The sequence below is a fragment of the Phaeobacter sp. B1627 genome (assembly GCF_006265095.1).
Lineage (GTDB): Bacteria > Pseudomonadota > Alphaproteobacteria > Rhodobacterales > Rhodobacteraceae > Epibacterium.
Genome location: NZ_VCNK01000029.1, coordinates 23,666 through 40,524, shown reverse-complemented (window position 1 = coordinate 40,524; position 16,859 = coordinate 23,666). Strand labels below are relative to the sequence as shown.

15 protein-coding genes are annotated in these 16,859 nt (G+C 64.0%); 7 read left to right on the top strand and 8 right to left on the bottom strand.

Features of this window, described 5'->3' with window-relative positions; genetic code table 11:
- Positions 1–148: 148 nt before the first annotated feature.
- Both deoC and FGE21_RS15425 read left to right on the top strand, forming a co-directional pair.
- Positions 149–1,177 (top strand): deoxyribose-phosphate aldolase, encoded by a 1,029-nt coding sequence (gene deoC / locus FGE21_RS15430; RefSeq protein WP_139664327.1) that lies wholly within the window; start codon positions 149–151, stop codon positions 1,175–1,177.
- Positions 1,178–1,187: 10 nt separating this feature from the next.
- Positions 1,188–3,530 carry an aldehyde dehydrogenase family protein gene (locus tag FGE21_RS15425; protein ID WP_139664326.1) on the top strand — a complete coding sequence of 781 codons (2,343 nt, stop codon included), beginning with the start codon at positions 1,188–1,190 and terminating at the stop codon, positions 3,528–3,530.
- Between the two features lie 160 nt (positions 3,531–3,690).
- Here the strand turns inward: FGE21_RS15425 and FGE21_RS15420 are convergent, their stop codons facing one another.
- From FGE21_RS15420 to FGE21_RS15390, 7 genes are all read right to left on the bottom strand, one after another.
- Positions 3,691–5,010 carry a pitrilysin family protein gene (locus tag FGE21_RS15420; RefSeq protein WP_139664325.1) on the bottom strand — a complete coding sequence of 440 codons (1,320 nt, stop codon included), beginning with the start codon at positions 5,008–5,010 and terminating at the stop codon, positions 3,691–3,693.
- A gap of 176 nt (positions 5,011–5,186) precedes the next feature.
- Entirely contained in the window at positions 5,187–6,632 is a 1,446-nt protein-coding gene (locus tag FGE21_RS15415; protein WP_139664324.1) for a pitrilysin family protein, read from the bottom strand.
- A 152-nt stretch (positions 6,633–6,784) separates the two neighbouring features.
- Positions 6,785–7,291, bottom strand: coding sequence for a DUF3035 domain-containing protein (locus FGE21_RS15410; RefSeq protein ID WP_139664323.1), 507 nt, complete (start codon positions 7,289–7,291; stop codon positions 6,785–6,787).
- A gap of 56 nt (positions 7,292–7,347) precedes the next feature.
- A complete protein-coding gene (gene lspA / locus FGE21_RS15405) occupies positions 7,348–7,815 on the bottom strand; it encodes a signal peptidase II (protein WP_370285744.1) in 468 nt (155 codons plus the stop codon).
- Positions 7,816–7,848: 33 nt separating this feature from the next.
- On the bottom strand, positions 7,849–9,438 hold the full coding sequence (gene purH, locus FGE21_RS15400) for a bifunctional phosphoribosylaminoimidazolecarboxamide formyltransferase/IMP cyclohydrolase (protein WP_139664322.1): 1,590 nt from the start codon (positions 9,436–9,438) through the stop codon (positions 7,849–7,851).
- 24 nt (positions 9,439–9,462) lie between these two features.
- Positions 9,463–11,208, bottom strand: coding sequence for a heparinase II/III family protein (locus FGE21_RS15395; RefSeq protein WP_139664321.1), 1,746 nt, complete (start codon positions 11,206–11,208; stop codon positions 9,463–9,465).
- Positions 11,209–11,348: 140 nt separating this feature from the next.
- Positions 11,349–12,623 carry an RsmB/NOP family class I SAM-dependent RNA methyltransferase gene (locus tag FGE21_RS15390; protein WP_139664320.1) on the bottom strand — a complete coding sequence of 425 codons (1,275 nt, stop codon included), beginning with the start codon at positions 12,621–12,623 and terminating at the stop codon, positions 11,349–11,351.
- A 109-nt stretch (positions 12,624–12,732) separates the two neighbouring features.
- On the opposite strand from FGE21_RS15390, the gene FGE21_RS15385 reads away from it, so the two are divergent.
- On the top strand, positions 12,733–12,927 hold the full coding sequence (locus tag FGE21_RS15385) for a DUF1674 domain-containing protein (protein WP_139664319.1): 195 nt from the start codon (positions 12,733–12,735) through the stop codon (positions 12,925–12,927).
- A gap of 110 nt (positions 12,928–13,037) precedes the next feature.
- On the opposite strand, the gene dapB is transcribed toward FGE21_RS15385, so the two are convergent.
- Positions 13,038–13,847, bottom strand: coding sequence for a 4-hydroxy-tetrahydrodipicolinate reductase (gene dapB / locus FGE21_RS15380; protein WP_139664318.1), 810 nt, complete (start codon positions 13,845–13,847; stop codon positions 13,038–13,040).
- Between the two features lie 93 nt (positions 13,848–13,940).
- Between dapB and rbfA the strand changes: the two genes are divergently transcribed.
- The 4 genes from rbfA (at position 13,941) to FGE21_RS15360 (ending at position 16,771) form a co-directional block, all read left to right on the top strand.
- Positions 13,941–14,336: a 30S ribosome-binding factor RbfA gene (gene rbfA, locus FGE21_RS15375; protein WP_139664317.1), complete on the top strand. Its 396-nt coding sequence runs from the start codon at positions 13,941–13,943 to the stop codon at positions 14,334–14,336.
- A gap of 3 nt (positions 14,337–14,339) precedes the next feature.
- The gene (locus FGE21_RS15370; protein ID WP_139664316.1) at positions 14,340–15,113 is read left to right on the top strand and encodes a phosphodiester glycosidase family protein; all 774 of its coding nucleotides are present in this window, start codon (positions 14,340–14,342) and stop codon (positions 15,111–15,113) included.
- A gap of 57 nt (positions 15,114–15,170) precedes the next feature.
- Complete coding sequence (gene truB, locus FGE21_RS15365; RefSeq protein ID WP_139664315.1) at positions 15,171–16,079, top strand: tRNA pseudouridine(55) synthase TruB; 909 nt, start codon at positions 15,171–15,173, stop codon at positions 16,077–16,079.
- A gap of 158 nt (positions 16,080–16,237) precedes the next feature.
- On the top strand, positions 16,238–16,771 hold the full coding sequence (locus FGE21_RS15360; RefSeq protein ID WP_139664314.1) for a DUF1643 domain-containing protein: 534 nt from the start codon (positions 16,238–16,240) through the stop codon (positions 16,769–16,771).
- Positions 16,772–16,859 lie beyond the last annotated feature (88 nt).

Below are 16,859 nucleotides of genomic sequence, written 5' to 3'. Positions count from 1 at the left end.
CTTCGTCAATGAAAATGAGAATTATTCGCAATGAATGTGGATATTTTGTCCTTTTGGTCAAAATACACGCCCAAATCCCGAGCGAACGCTTGCACAAATGGGGGTCGGCATGCGATTTTGATGTCAAATCGATCGAGGACTCCCGCACATGGACAGCCAAATCGCAGACAAGGCCGCGCAAGCGTCCGCCAAATCCCCTGCCGACCCGGCACAGGCGGGCCACGCCCATGGCAGCCTGCCCCGCAACCCCGGCATGGACCTGGATCTGGACTGGGCTCTGGGCATCGAGGCCAATACCTCGGCCATCGAGCGGCGCTGTGCCAGCCTGCCCGGGCGCCGCTCCGTCAAAAAAGACCACCAGGCGGCCTGGCTGCTGAAGGCGATTTCCTGCATCGATCTGACCACGCTGGCTGGCGATGACACCGAGGCCCGCGTGGCCCGTCTTTGTGCCAAGGCGCGTCAGCCGGTGCGGGCCGATATTCTGGCAGCACTCGGCATGGAAGAGATCACCACGGGCGCCGTCTGCGTCTATCACGACATGATCCCCGCCGCCGTACGCGCGCTGCAGGGAACGGATATCCCCGTCGCGGCCGTCTCCACCGGTTTTCCGGCTGGCCTTTCGCCCTTTCACCTCAGGGTCGAGGAAATCCGCGAAAGCGTCCGCGCCGGCGCCCGCGAGATCGATATCGTGATCTCGCGCCGGCATGTGCTCAGCGGCAACTGGCAGGCGCTCTATGACGAGATGAAAACCTTCCGCGCGGCCTGCGGCGAGGCCCATGTCAAGGCGATCCTCGCCACGGGCGAGCTGGGCACCCTGCGCAATGTCGCCCGCGCCTCGATGATCTGCATGATGGCGGGGGCCGATTTCATCAAGACCTCGACCGGCAAGGAAAGCGTCAATGCGACCCTGCCCGTCTCGCTGGTGATGATCCGCGCCATCCGCGACTATTTTGACCGCACCGGCTTTCACGTCGGCTACAAGCCCGCAGGCGGCATCTCCAAGGCAAAGGACGCGCTCGTCTACCTCAGCCTGATGAAAGAGGAACTCGGCCACCGCTGGCTGCAGCCCGACCTGTTCCGCTTTGGCGCCTCGTCCCTGCTGGGCGATATCGAACGCCAGCTCGAACATCATGTGACCGGCGCCTATTCCGCCGGCTACCGCCACCCGATGGCGTAAGGACATCCAGATGACAATCAAAGAGATATTCGAAACCATGGACTATGGCCCCGCCCCCGAAAGCGCCGCCGACGCCTTTGCCTGGCTGGTCGATCAGGGCAGCCGGTTCGGCCATTTCATCAACGGCGCATACACCGCACCCGGCACCGGTTTCGAGAGCAGGAACCCGGCCACGGGCGAAGTGCTGGCGGAACTGACCCAGGCAACCCAGGACGATGTCGATGCGGCAGTGACATCGGCCCGCAAGGCGCAGCCCGGCTGGGCGGCGATGGGCGGGTCCAGCCGCGCCATGTATCTCTATGCGATCGCGCGGTTGCTCCAGAAGCACAGCCGACTCTTCGCCGTGTTGGAAACGCTCGACAATGGCAAACCGATCCGGGAAAGCCGCGACATCGACATCCCTCTCGCGCAGCGTCATTTCTATCATCACGCGGGTCATGCGCAGCTGATGGCGGATGAGATGCCGGACCGCGAGGCCCATGGCGTCTGTGGCCAGATCATCCCGTGGAATTTTCCGCTGCTGATGCTGGCGTGGAAGGTCGCGCCCGCTCTGGCGATGGGCAATACGGTGGTGCTGAAACCGGCGGAATACACCTCGCTCACCGCGCTGTTGTTTGCCGATATCTGCCGCCAGGCCGGCCTGCCCAAGGGCGTGGTGAACATCGTGACCGGCGATGGTGCCGTCGGCGAGATGATCGTCAACGCCAAGGTGGACAAGATCGCCTTCACCGGCTCCACCGAGGTGGGCAAGCGCATCCGCACAGCCACCGCAGGCACCGGCAAGGCGCTGACGCTCGAACTGGGCGGCAAGAGCCCCTACATCGTGTTCGACGATGCCGATCTGGACTCCGCGATCGAGGGTCTCGTGGATGCGATCTGGTTCAATCAGGGCCAGGTCTGCTGTGCCGGCTCCCGCCTGCTGGTGCAGGAAAGCATATCCGAGACCTTTCACCTGAAACTGCGCAATCGGATGAAGACCCTTCGCCTTGGGGATCCGCTCGATAAATGCATCGATGTAGGTGCCGTGGTGGATCCGGTGCAGCACGCCCAGATTTCAAAGCTGGTTGCCAGCGCGCCAGACGGCACCGTGCATCAGGCCGCAGTAGACCTGCCCGCAGCAGGCTGTTTCTTCCCGCCCACCCTGATCGAAGGCCTGTCACCGGCAGATCCCCTGATGCAGGAGGAGATCTTCGGCCCCGTTCTGGTCTCCACCACCTTCCGCACCCCCGCCGAGGCACTGGAGCTGGCCAACAACACCCGCTACGGGCTGGCCGCGACGCTCTGGACCGAAAACATCAATCTGGCGCTGGACGTGGCGCCGAAACTGGTCGCCGGGGTGGTCTGGGTCAATGGCACCAATATGTTCGACGCGGCCGCCCCGTTTGGCGGCAAGCGCGAGAGCGGCTTTGGCCGTGAGGGCGGCGTCGAAGGGCTGATGGCCTACACGAAACCCAAAACCTCGCCCAAGCCGCTGGCGCCCGTGGCAGCCTTTGACGCCGCCGACAGCCCCGCAGCGCCGACAGGCATCGACCGCACCGCAAAAATGTATATCGGCGGCAAACAGGCCCGGCCCGACAGCGGCTACGTCAAAGCCGTCTATAGCGCCAAAGGCGATCTGCTGGGACAGGTCGGACTGGGCAGCCGCAAGGACGTGCGAAACGCCGTCGAGGCCGCCGCCGGAGCCAAGGCCTGGTCTGCCACCACTGGCCATCTGCGGGCGCAGATCCTGTACTATCTGGCCGAAAACCTGGCGGCGCGCGCCAGCGAATTTGCCAATCGTATCGACAGCATGACCGGCAAAAAGACCGGCGCCGCAGAGGTCGAGGCCTCGCTCCAGCGCCTGTTTTCCGCCGCGGCCTGGGCCGACAAATACGACGGCCTCGCCCATGGCGTTCCGATCCGGGGGGTTGCGCTGGGAATGAAAGAACCGGTGGGGACCATCGGCATTCTCTGCGCCGACGACGCCCCTCTGCTGGGCCTGATCTCGGCGATGGCACCGGCACTGGCGATGGGCAACCGGGTGATTCTGGCCGCATCCGAGGCCTTTCCGCTGGCCGCCACCGATCTGTACCAGGTGCTGGACACCTCTGACGTGCCGGCGGGCGTGGTCAACATCCTGACCGGCAGCCACAAAGATCTGGGCGACACGATGGCAAAGCACCTGAACCTCGATGCGGTCTGGAGCTTTTCCTCAAGCGACCTGTCCGAAGCGATCGAAACGGCCTCGGCCGGCAACCTCAAACGGACCTGGGTCAACTACGGCACTGCCTTTGACTGGAGCCGAGACCAGAGCAGACAGTTCCTGCAGGCGGCCACCGACATCAAAACGATCTGGATCCCCTACGGCGCGTGATACTCGGTCCCCGAAAGACAAAATCACAGCCTGAAGAAACGGCGCGGCCTCGCAGGAGGGCGCGCCGTTTCCAATTTGAGCAGCGCCCGGACGGGGCCGCATCAGTCAGGCCGCATCGGTCAGGCCGCATCTGTCACGCTGCGTGGTCAGGCCGCATCGGTCAGTCTGTGGACTTCAGCCCCACCGGGTCTCCGACCACCACGAATTGCAGCCCCTCAGGGTCCAGCAGCGTGCGCGCCACCCTGTTCACATCCTCCAGGGTCACCGCCGCGATTTTTTCGTTGCGGGTCACCACATATTCGGTCGGCAGATCATCCATCTGCATCGCCACCAGAATAGACGCGATCTGGCCGTTGCCATTGAACCGCAGGGGATATGCGCCGGTGAGGTAGGTTTGCGCGTCCTTCAGCTCTGCGGCGGTGACCCCCTTCGCCGCCATTTCGGCCCATTGCTCCTGCACCACGGCCACGGCCTCGGCCATCTTCTCATTGGCGGACGCCAGCGAGCCCATGTAGGTCGAGGCCAGATCCCGCGGCACCAGATAGCTGTAGACACCATAGGTCAGCCCGCGTTTCGTGCGCACCTCCTCCATCAGGCGGGTCTCGAACGAGCCTCCGCCCAGGATCTGGTTCAGCACATAGGCGGCAAAGAAATCCGGATCATGCCGGTCGATCCCCTTTTGACCAAACAGGGCGACGGATTGCGGCGTGGAGAAGGGCACCACGGTGGTGCCGCCCTCAAGCAGGACCTCGGCCGGCCCCGGCAGCGGGCCACCCTCGGCCGGAAGATCGCCAAGCAGGTCATCCAGCAACACCCCAAGCGCCTCTGGCGTGATATCCCCCACCGCGCTGACGAACAGCCGGTCGCGGGCAAAGACGGCCTCATGCGCGGCGAACATATCCTGACGGGTCAGGGCCGACACGCTTTCTTCGGTGCCCTTGCCGTTGGTGCCATAGGGGTGATCGCCAAACGCCAACTCGGCAAATTTGCGCCCGGCCAGTTCGTTCGGGTCCGACATGTCCGACCGCAGGCCAACCAGAACCTGCGCCCGCACACGGTCCAATGCGTCCTGATCAAACCGCGGCTCCTGAATGGTCTGACGCAAAAGCTCCGCCACATCGTCGCGGTTCTCGCTCAGAAACCGGGCCGAAATCGACACCGTGTCCTTGTCCGCATCGTAGGAGAAACTCGCCGCCAGCGCCTCCAGCGCGCGGGTATAATCCTGCGCCCGCAGCGCGCCGGAGCCTTCCTCCAGCAGGCCTGCCATCAGATAGACACTGCCCCGTTTCCCCGGCGCATCGAGCGAGGTCCCGCCGCGAAACCGCATCTCCAGCGCGGTGAAGGGAATGCTGTGATCCTCCACCAGCCAGGCCTTGATGCCACCGGGCGAGGTCACCTCCTGAATGTCGATCTCGGCGCGCACAGCCTGGGCGGCCACCAACAGTGCAAAGCCCATCACCCCCGCAATCAGCCAGCGCATCAGCAGCCCCTTTTCCGGTGTTTTCACGTCGGCGCGGGCCCTTGGTCCGACCTGGGCACGGGACTGAAGTCGGGTCTGCAATCGGGCCTGAATTCGGGCCTGGGATAGAGCCTGAGATTGGGCAGGCATTCGGGCGGGCATTCGGGCAGATATTCGGGCGGGCGTTTGGATCCGATTCATTGTGCGACCTCCTGCGACTTCCGGGTCAGATATCCAGTCACCGAGACCTCTGGCTGTATCACCTCGCGGGCGACGGCGATGATCTCATCCTCGGTGATCGACTGCAGCACGCGCGGCCAATCCTGCACATCCTCGACGGTCAGGCCGGACGTCAGGGCCCGACCATAGCGATTGGCGATCCGGTCCACATCATCGCGGGCATAGATTTCAGCGGCCCGCAGTTGCAGCTTGATCCGCTCCAGCTGCTGGCTGTCGACCCCCTCGGCCAAAAACGCCTGCACGGTTCGGTCAAGGGCGGCCTCCGCCTCCTCCAGCGTCACACCATCGGCGGGCACAATCACAAAATCAAAGGTGGTTTCATCCAGCGACACCCCGGAATAAAAAGCGGCCGTATAGACTGCGACCTGCTGTTCGAACTGCAGCGCATTGGCCAGATAGGACGTGGTGCCACCGCCCAAAAGCTCGGACAGGAGATAGAGCGCCGCCGCCTTTTCCTGACTGGCGCTGTTGCGCTCGGGCGCGAGATAGGACCGGTGGACATAGGGCTGTGCGACCCGCGCATCGGCAAAGGTCAGACGGCGCGCTGCGGTTTGCGGCGGCTCCTGACTGCGCAGTCGTTCCGGCAGATCGGGGTTCGCAGGGATCACGCCATAATAGGTTTGCGCCAGGCCCAGCACCGCGTCCGGGTCAACATCACCGGACACCACAAGGATCGCATTATTGGGCGCGTAGTAGGTGCCGTAATACGACAAGGCGTCATCGATCGACAGGGTTTCCATCTCATGGCGCCAGCCGATCACCGGCTGCCCGTACCTGTGGTTCAGATATTGCGCCGCGCGCATCTGTTCGCGGAACAGGGCCGACGGGTCATTGTCCGTCCGCTGGTTGCGCTCCTCCAGAATGACCTCGCGCTCGGTGACGATATCGGCTTCGGTGAGGCGCAGGTTGCGCATCCGGTCGCTCTCCATCCGCATCATGAGTTCCAGCCGGTCGGCCGCGACGCGTTGAAAATATGCGGTGTAGTCGTAGCTGGTGAATGCATTGTCCTGCCCGCCATTGCGCGCCACGGTCGCAGACAACTCGCCGGGAGCGAGCGTATCGGTGCCCTTGAACAGCAAATGTTCCAGAAAATGCGCAACGCCGCTCTGCCCCACCGGTTCGTCGGCAGAACCGGCGCGGTACCAGACCATATGCTGCACCACCGGAGCGCGGTGATCCTCGACCACCACAACCATCATGCCATTGTCCAGCGTGAAGGTCGTGACCATTTCGGTCCCGCCCTGGGTCAGGCTCTCGACGGCGGGGGCGGCCTCCGGGCCGGTTGCCTCTGCCGATAGCGCCGTCGCCCCGAGACCTGTCACCAGTCCCGCCATCGCAAGCACAGAAAGCGTCGCACGCCAAAGGGCCATGGGCCTGGCTGCAGTCGCTGCCACAGATGTCATCAAATGTATCCTCCGGATCAGTCGCCCAGCCGTCCGGACATACAGAAGTGCGGCCCGGAGCGATGTCGTTGGGCAGAGTCGGTCAATCTGCTGAAGATCAAGTTACGGTGCCGCGCGTCAGCTACAAGCCGATTTCCCGAGAAAGTGAAGTCCTATTCGGTCGCCGGCGGTGAAGAGGGCGTCGGAACACCGGCGCGGCGGTAGGCGGCACTCACAGCAAAGGGGTCGATCGAGTCGCGCTCATAGGTCTCTGCGTAGCGGTCAACCGGGAACAGTTTGACACTGGCCAGTATCCCGGCCCGCTTGCGGCGCTTTTCATCCTCGGCGGTCAGTGTTTCACGGATATCGCCCTCGACGCCATACCGGCTGGCGGCTGCAACCAGCGCGCCTTCACCGGCGGGAATTCCGGCACCGCTCGGTCGGCCGCCCAGCGCCAGTATCGCCTCGGCTTGCGGATCTCTGTCGGTGCGGTTGCTGCCTCCCGGCGTCGGCGTCGGCAGCGCCGCATAGCTGGCCGGTTCTTCCAGCGGCAATCCGGGCAGCACCAGAAATTCGTCCGGTCCCTTGCGGCGTGCATCGAGATCATGCAGCGGCTTGTCGCCACAGGCTGTCAGCAGCAAAATGGAACCCAGGATGATCGGTGCGGTCGCAAAGCGCATGGGGCGCAATCCTCTTAGACGGTTTCGCTCACCTCTAGCGCAATTCACGCAGGAGGTCACGCGGGCTTTTTCGTGCGGCCCTCAAACAGGATCAACCCCGCCGCCCCCGCAAAGATGAACACATCCGCGACATTGAAGACAAAGGGGTTTCTGACGCCGCAGCAGGACATATTGAGGAAATCCAGCACATATCCGTAGACCACCCGGTCCACGACATTGCCCAGCGCGCCGCCGATCACCATGCCCGCCGACAGTTGCATCACCCTGCTCTGTCCATGAGATCTGCGGACCCACAGGAATACCGCCCCGCAGATCACCACGGAGATCGCGACCAGGATCCAGCGGCTGGCGTCGCTGTCGCCCTCAAAGAGACCAAAGTTGATGCCCCTGTTCTCGCCGTAGCGAAAGTTCAGCAGCGGCGGCAGCACATCGAGCTGCAGCCGGTTGACCAGACCGAGGCCGAAAACGACCCCGATCTTTGTCGCCTGATCCACGGCAAGCGCCAGCAGAGCGGCGAGGATCATCACGTGTTTCCGTATCACCCCGGTCACATCCAGTCAGTGGCGGAAGTGGCGCATGCCGGTGAACACCATCGCCAGACCGGCCTCATTGGCGGCCTTGATGACCTCATCATCGCGCATGGAGCCACCGGGCTGGATCACGCAGGTGGCGCCATTGGCCGCAGCCTCCAACAGCCCGTCCGCAAACGGAAAGAACGCATCCGACGCAACCGCGGATCCCTTGGCGAGGCTCTCGGGCAGTTCCAGCGCATCCGCCATCCGCTGCGCCTTGACGCCCGCGATCGTGGCCGAGTCCAGACGGCTCATCTGTCCGGCCCCGACGCCAACGGTCTGGCCATCCTTGACGTAGACAATCGCGTTGGACTTCACGTGTTTGGCAACTTTCCACGCGAACAGAAGATCCGCCATCTGCTCCGGTGTCGGTGCTTTTTCGGTGACGACCTTGAGGTCCTCCATCGCGCGGTGACCGATGTCCTTGTCCTGCACCAGCATTCCGCCCGAGACCTGACGCGAGGTCAGACCGCTGTCCTGCGGGTTCGGCAGGCCGTCGGTAATCAACAGGCGCAGGTTCTTCTTGGCCGCAAAGATCTCCTTTGCCGCATCCGAAGCGCCCGGCGCGATCACCACCTCGGTAAAGATCTGGGTGATCGCCTCGGCCGTTTCCGCATCCAGCGGCTGGTTCAGCGCCACGATACCGCCAAACGCAGAGGTGCGGTCGCAGTCAAACGCCTTCTGATAGGCCTCAAGCAGGGTCGCGCCCCGGGCCACACCACAGGGGTTGGCGTGTTTGATGATCGCCACCGCAGGGCCGCCGTCGGCAGCAAATTCGCTGACCAGCTCAAAGGCGGCATCCGTGTCGTTGATATTGTTGTAGGACAACGCCTTGCCCTGCAGCTGCCGGGCCGTGGCCACACCGACGCGACCGCTGCCATCGGTGTAGAAGGCCGCGTCCTGATGCGGGTTTTCACCATAGCGCAGGGTCTGGGCGAGCTGACCGGCAAAAGCGCGGCGACGCGGGGCCTCCAGACCGATCGCACCGGCCATCCAGTTCGACACCGCAGCATCATAGGCCGCCGTGCGCGCATAGGCATTCTGCGCCAGCCACTGACGGAACACGAAAGAGGTCTCGCCGTCGTTCTGGTCCAGTTCTTCGAGCAGCACGCCATAATCCTCGACATCGACCACCACGTTCACAAAGGCATGGTTCTTTGCGGCGGCGCGAATCATCGCAGGCCCGCCGATGTCGATATTCTCGATCATTTCAGCGTAATCGGCCCCCCGCCGGAGCGCGGCCTCGAACGGGTATAGATTGACAACCAGCAGGTCGATTTCGCCGATGCCATGCTCGGTCATTGCCGCCACATGGGCGTCATTGTCACGCAGCGCCAGAAGCCCGCCATGCACCATCGGATGCAGGGTCTTCACCCGACCGTCCATCATCTCCGGAAAACCGGTGATCTCTGCCACATCCTTCACGGCGAGCCCGGCGTCGCGCAGCGCCTTGGCGGTGCCGCCGGTCGACAGCAGCTCGACCCCGCGTTCAACAAGGGCTTTGCCCAGCTCGATCAGGCCCGTCTTGTCAGAGACGGACAAAAGGGCGCGGCGGACGGGGTGGAGGTCGGTCATCGGTGTCAGAATCCTTGTTCAGGTTCATTCTTCATAGGACATTGGCTCGTCGCGGTTCAGATCGCGCACCGCCAGTGCCGTTTCCTGCGCCTTGCTGAGGGTCCATCGGATCTGGGTCGCATATTGAATGGCCCGTCCCGTCAGGACGATCTGCAGCGCCTGGCGCGGTTTCAAGCGGGTTTTCTCCAGGTAGACGCTGGTTTCCAGCTTCAGATCACACTGACCATCGTGGCGAAAGACCCAGATCTCCCCGCTCTTGAGCGCCATGGATACCGCCGCGCCGCCCAAGTCAAGGGCTGCGTCCACATCCGGGTGCAAATGGAACCGCACCTCATAGCCGATGCCCTTCAAGGCAGCTGCGTCCAGCGCCCGGTCGAACCGGCGCTTGGCGGTATCATCCAATGTCAGGATCATGTCTTCGCCCGCCAGCGTCCGCCCGTCCACCGACAGTTCCAGCGCGCGCACAACCGTCACCCCGAAGTGCTTGGCATATCCGTCATGGGCCCCCTGAAACCGATAGCCCGCATCCAGGTCTTCCCGCTCGACCTGCACCTCTGTGGGCGGCTCGATCAAAAACTCCTGTCCGGTGGCTTTCTGGGGCGGGGCGAGACGGGCGCTGGAATGCCCCTCGAGGCAGACCACCGAATGGGACGGCGTTGCCCGTCCGGCCCGGCGCCATTCGACGCCAAAATTCTCGCCCGCACCGCAGCTGACGATCAGCGGCCGCCGTCCGGATGTCAGCTCGAACGCCAGGGTGGAGGCATGGGCATTGTAGGACGCCTTGCCCGTGGGCGGCACGCTGGCATCCACAATCACCGAGGTCCGGCGCGCGGACAGGCGACAAAACCCCATGGCCAGCCCTTCATAGGCGCGGGCAGGCACCTGCGACGCCGCCAGCGCATGATCGAGCCAGCCCTCCTGCCCCCGGCCGCCCCCGTGAAAACGCGCCAGACTGCCATCCGCATGTCGCAGCGCGCGCAGAGTGGGCGCGATCCGGTCAAGCGCCGCATGGTGATCGCGCGGCACACTGCGCCCCGCCTCATGCAGGGCAGCAGCGGCCCAGGTCAGCAAGGTGAAGACATCCAGCAACTCTTCCGGATTCCGGGTCGGCAGGCCACCATCGGCGTTGATCTGACTGTTGCATTCCTGTGCCAGCGCCCGGACCGCCGGATCCGCCAGCTCCTCGCAGCCCTTGAGCGCAAGCCCCGCGTAGATCAGCCCGGTCAGCGCCTCGAAACGCGGCAACCCGGGAGAGGCCCCCTTCCATCGCTGCGACAGGAACCAGGTTTGCTGCGACAAGGACCTGTAGAAGGCATCCGCCCGCTCCTTGTCCTGCCCGCTGAGCAGAAACAGCGCATGGTTGGTCCAGCGGATCACGCGCCGGCCGGTCAGATCCGCCGACCATCCCGGCCCACGCCCGCGCCCGAAGGCCTCGATCCAGCCCCAGACCCAATATTGTGCCTTCTGCCGCGCCGCCAGATCACCGACCGCCGCCAGATCATCAAGCCAGGTACAGCCCTGCCGCTCTGCCTCAAAGGCAAGGTCCGGCGCCTCCACATCCCACAGACCGGTGGTGGTGCTTTCGACCAGATAGCCCGCAAACAGCAGATTGCCGGCAACCAGCTGACGGCCACGGGCAAAACTGCCGATGGTGCGCGGTTCGGGTTGCGACACGAATCCGGTCGCAGCAGGCTGTTTGCGCGCCTTCCATGCGGTGTAGCGGTTCAACAGCCGCGTTCCGCGACTGGCCATGCGATCGTATCTAGACATGCTCTATTGCCTCACACGCCTTGAGCGTTTTGGCCAGAAGATAACGCGCGCTTTACGGTGTGTCATGCGATCTGTGCCCGCAAAGGATCGCTTTGTGCGCCCTGTGTGCCCCCGGACAGGCCGCCGTCGCGCGTTTCATTTCACTCCGCTGATTTGACCAGCTCTGCCATGTAGAACCCATCCATGCCGCCACTGTCAGGCCAGTAATCCGGCCGCAACCGCAGCCCGCCCTCCTCGGTGAGCCAGCCAGGCTCGATCCCCGGCAGCGCCTTGACACCCTCACCTGGGCGGGCATCGGGGAACATCTCAAGCGCATCCTCAATCTGGCACTCCCCCTCGTCAGGCAGCAGGGAGCAGGTGCAGTATACCAGTCGCCCGCCCGGTTTCACCAATGACCACGCATGGGCAATCATTTGCGCCTGCAGCTCGATCAGCTCCCCGAAACCGCTGCCGTCCTTGGCATGGGGCAAATCCGGATGGCGGCGGATGGTGCCCGTCGCGGAACAGGGGGCATCCAGCAAGACGGCGTCATAGTGCCCCACTTGCTCAAGCACATCGCCGACCACCACTGCCGCCACCAGCCCGGTTCGTGCCAGGTTCTCGCGCAACCGCCCCAGCCGCCCCTCCGAGAGATCAACGGCCGTCACCTCCGCCCCCGCAGCCGCCAACTGCAATGTCTTGCCTCCGGGCGCGGCACAGAGATCGAGAACCCGCTCGCCGGGCTGGGCATTCAACAGCCTGGCAGGCAAAGCTGCCGCCGCATCCTGAACCCACCAATCCCCCGCATCATAGCCCGGCAAGGCCGAGACCTGCCCCGCCTCGACGAGCCGGAAACTGCCGGTCGGCGTGAAGGCTCCGGCCAGGGCCGACAGATCCGCCTCCGGTTTGGCAGTCAGATCCAGCGGCGCGCCGCGAAAATGCGCCGCCTCAATAGCCAGCATTGCCTCAGTGCCCCAGGCCTGCGCCAGGGGGGAGCGCAACCATTTCGGCAGGCGCGGCACCCGGAGCTTGGCCCATTCCGCAGGGCCATCTTCGGCCACTTTGCGCAAGATTGCGTTCACCAGCCCCTTGAGCTTGCCATGGCGACGGTGACGCGCCACTAGATTGACGATGTCGTTCACCACCCCATGTGGCGCCCCGCCGGAACACAGCTCCACCGTCCCCAGCCGCAGGGCATTGCGCACAAACAGCGCCGGAGGCTTGCGCAGATGCTTCTGCAGGATGCGGTCCGCACGCTCCAATGCCCGCAGCGTCTCCAGCGTCAGCCGCTGCGCTCGGGCGCGATCCGCTGCAGCCAGCGGCTCCAGCACCTGCATCTGGCACTCCGCCAGCAACAGCCCCTCTCCCAGGACCTTGTCGAGAAGAGCCACCGCCGCTCGGCGGGCGTCGGTTCCGGATGTCTGGCGATCACTCATACAAAGGCACTCCAATCGGCGCTGTGGCTTGTCCATGGCGGACGCGAGCGTATATCATGGTCACATCATAAAGAAACCCACCAGATCCCCGAGCCTGCGGAGAACCCCCATGAGCGATACCCCCGACGAGCCCCGCAAGGACGACCTGCCAGCCGCTGCCCGTCGCGCATTGGCCGAGGCCGAGGCCCGCCGCAAGGCCCGGAGCACCGAAGCCCCGGCCCCGCAGGAACTCGGAGGGCGCGATGGCCCCGATCCCGCCCGCTACGGCGATTGGGAAAAAAAGGGCATCGCCATAGACTTCTGAGACCGCGACTTCTGAGAACGCGCCGTCCGGTCTGCCCCCCGTGGCCCCTTCACCTTTTCAAAAATACCTCCGCCGGAGGCAGCCGCCCCAATGGGGCGGCCTATTCAACTTCAAAGTCCCAGCACATCGACCATATCATACTCCCCGGGCGCCTTGTCCTGCCCCCAGAGAGCGGCCTTCAAAGCCCCGCGCGCAAAAATGGCCCGGTCAGTCGCCATGTGACGCAGCACGACACGTTCCCCGGCCGCGGCAAACAGCACGTCATGCTCGCCAACGATGTCGCCACCGCGGATCGCGGTAAATCCGATATCGCCCTTGCGGCGGGCCCCGGTGATCCCATCGCGCCCCCGCTCAGCCACCTCTGAAAGATCCACCCCGCGCCCCTCGGCCGCCGCCTCGCCCAGCATCAGTGCCGTGCCGGACGGCGCATCCACCTTGTGGTGATGGTGCGCTTCGATCACCTCGATATCGAAATCCTCATCCAAAGCGGCAGCCACCTTTTTCGTCAACTGCACCAACAGGTTGACACCAAGGGACATATTCCCGGCCCGCACGATCACCGCCTGACGCGCGGCCGGTTCCAGCTGCGCAATCTGCGCCTCCGTCATCCCTGTGGTTCCGATCACATGCACCGCGCGCGCCTGAGCTGCCAGTTTTGAAAACGCCAGCGTCGCCTCGGGCGCGGTAAAATCAATCACCGCCTGCGCCTTGGAAAAGGCCTCGAGCGCATCATCGGTCACGACCACGCCCTGCGCCGCGCCTCCCATGGCGACACCGACATCCTGGCCGACCCAGTCATGGCCCTCACGCTCCACCACGGCGACCAGCCGGGCCTTGTCACTCTCCAGCACCGTCCTGATCAACATCTGGCCCATGCGCCCCGAGGCGCCTGTGATCACGATCCCTGGTTTTTCCGTCATGTTTCCACTCTCCGGTTGGACTATCCGCCGGATTTCTCCTACCCTGCCGGGGACCGCTTGGCAAAGGGCGGGTTTCGGCATAGATCGGGTCTTATGGCAAAGAACAAATTCCACGACGGCCCCGGTCCGTCCCAACGTCAGCTTCGCGTCGGCGAAGTCATCCGCCGCACTTTGTCCGAAGTGCTGGCGCGTGGCGATGTGCACGATCCGGAACTCAACCGTCTTTCGATCACCGTGGGCGAGGTGCGAATCTCTCCCGACCTGAAAATCGCCACCGCCTATGTGCTGCCACTCGGCGGCAAGGGGCAGGAGGACGTGCTGCAGCTGCTGGCGCGCAACAAACACGAGTTGCGCCGCATGATGGGCAAGAAGACCGGCCTGAAATTCACCCCGGACCTGCGGTTCCAGATTGATGGCACCTTCGACCGCATGGACGATACCCGTCGCCTGTTCGATCAGGACGCGGTGCGCCGCGACATCGAGGACTGACAGATGCCGGTCGCGCTGATGCCCGGCCTGCTTCTGGCTCTGGCCCTGATCACCTCCTCCGCGCAGGCCGTGGAATGCCGGAACGAGACCTACGCAGACAATCGCTACACCCTGTGTGAGGTCGATGCCACCACCGAAGATCTGCGCCTGTTCCTGCGGGACGAGACCGGCGCGATCCTGGGACATTTCTCCACCATTGCCCGCGCTCTGGAGCCAGACGGCAAGGTGCTCGCTTTCGCGACAAACGCCGGCATGTACCACACCGACCGCGCTCCGGTCGGGCTCTATCTTGCGGACGGCGTTCAGGAAATGCGCCTGGTGACGACCCCGGGGCCCGGCAATTTCGGCTTGCTGCCAAATGGTGTCTTCTGCCTGCGCGAGGGGCGCGCCGATGTGATCGAGACGCTCCAGTTCGAGGCCAGCACCCCTGCCTGCACCGGCGCCACCCAATCCGGCCCGATGCTGGTGATCGACGGCGCATTGCACCCACGGTTCCTGCAGGACAGCAGCTCGCGCTATATCCGCAACGGGGTCGGCACCAGCGCCGACGGCAGCCGTGTGGTCTTTGCCATTTCGCGCAATACCGTCAATTTCCACGCCTTCGGCAGCCTGTTCCGGGACCACCTGAAACTGCCCAACGCGCTGTATTTCGACGGCAACATCTCCCGCCTGCACGCACCACAGCTCGGGCGTTCTGACGCGGGTTTCATGATGGGGCCGGTGATCGGGGTGGTCGAGGACGCAGATCCGGCCCCCGCAGACGCCCTGCGGAATTGACAGGCTCCCCATCCTGCGCTACCTCCCGCGCCTCATCCGACATCATTGGGGATCTTCATGGGACGCAAACGCAAGGGACGCGACATTTCCGGCTGGCTGGTGGTGGACAAACCCGCCGGGCTGACCTCGACCGCCGTCGTCAACAAGGTCCGCTGGGCGTTTGACGCCAAAAAGGCCGGTCATGCGGGCACCCTCGATCCCGACGCCACCGGCGTGCTGGCCGTGGCGCTTGGCGAGGCGACCAAGACCGTTCCCTATATCACCGACGCGATGAAGGCCTATACTTTCACCGTCACCCTGGGAGCGGCGACCAACACCGACGATGCCGAGGGCGAGGTCATTGCCACCTCTGAAACGCGCCCCGGCGATGACGAGATCAAGGAAGCGCTCCTCGGGTTCATCGGTGAGATCCAGCAGGTCCCGCCGAAGTTCTCTGCAGTCAAGGTCGATGGTCAGCGCGCCTACAAGCTTGCCCGGGACGGCGAGGATGTGGAGCTGGCGGCGCGGCCGCTCTGGGTCGAAGAGCTGGTGATGCTGGACCGGCCCGACGCCGACCACGTGATCCTGGAAATGACCTGCGGCAAGGGCGGCTACGTGCGCTCCATCGCGCGGGATCTGGGCGAGAAGCTTGGCTGCCTTGGCCATGTGCTGAAATTGCGCCGGACCTGGTCCGGCCCCTTCGATGCCGAGGACGGTATCACGCTGGAGCAGATCGACAATCTCGCCAAATCCCCCGAGCTCGATCAGTTCCTGCGCCCGCTCGAAGAGGGGCTGGGCGATCTGCCGGAGCTGAAATGCACCGATCAGGGCGCTGTACGCCTGCGCAACGGCAACCCCGGAATGGTCATCGCCTCCGATGTGGAATACGGCGACGAAGCCTGGGCCTCGCTCAACGGTCGGGCGGTGGCGGTCGGGATCTACAAGGCGGGTGAACTGCACCCCAGCCGCGTGTTCAATACCGAGTGACGCCGCGCCTCCCGTACAAAATGCGTTAAGATACTGTAAATGAAAGGGAAACCTTTCTGACCCATTGTTTCGTGCGCGAAACAATGGGTCAGTCATGCTGTCCTATGTGCGCAGCGCCGGGGAATTGCGCTTTGGCCCCGGATCGGACAGAAGGCTGTATGATCACTCGACACCACACCAAGGGCGACGCGCCGTCCACCGCAGTTTATTCTGATTGCGAAACCTACCGCTACAGCCTCACGCGCGTCTGGGATCCACAGGCGCCAAAGGTGATGTTCGTGATGCTGAACCCCTCCAAGGCGACCGAAGTGCAGAACGACCCCACCATTGAACGGTGTGAGCGGCGGGCGCGGGCGCTTGGGTTTGGGGCGGTTCAGGCCACGAATATCTTTGCCTACCGCGCCACGGACCCGCGGGATATGCGGGCCGCAGAGGACCCCGAAGGCCCGGACAACAGGGACCACCTGCTGCAGGGGCAGGCCTGGGCCGACCGGGTGATCTGTGCCTGGGGCACTCACGGGGCCCATCGCGATCAGGGACGCCGTATCGAAACCCTGATGCGAAAGGCAGGCAAACCGCTGCATCACCTCGGCCTCAGCAAGGCAGGCCACCCGAAACACCCGCTCTATATTCCCTATGCGCAGCAACCTCTGCTCTGGCCTGCGGTGCCTGCCGTCACCGGAGGCAATTAACCTACGTTCTCCTTTTGTTTTGCCAGAGCGCCGCAACCTGTGCCACAGTATACTTGGTAAAGTTTCGGTGTATCGAAGTGGACTGTTA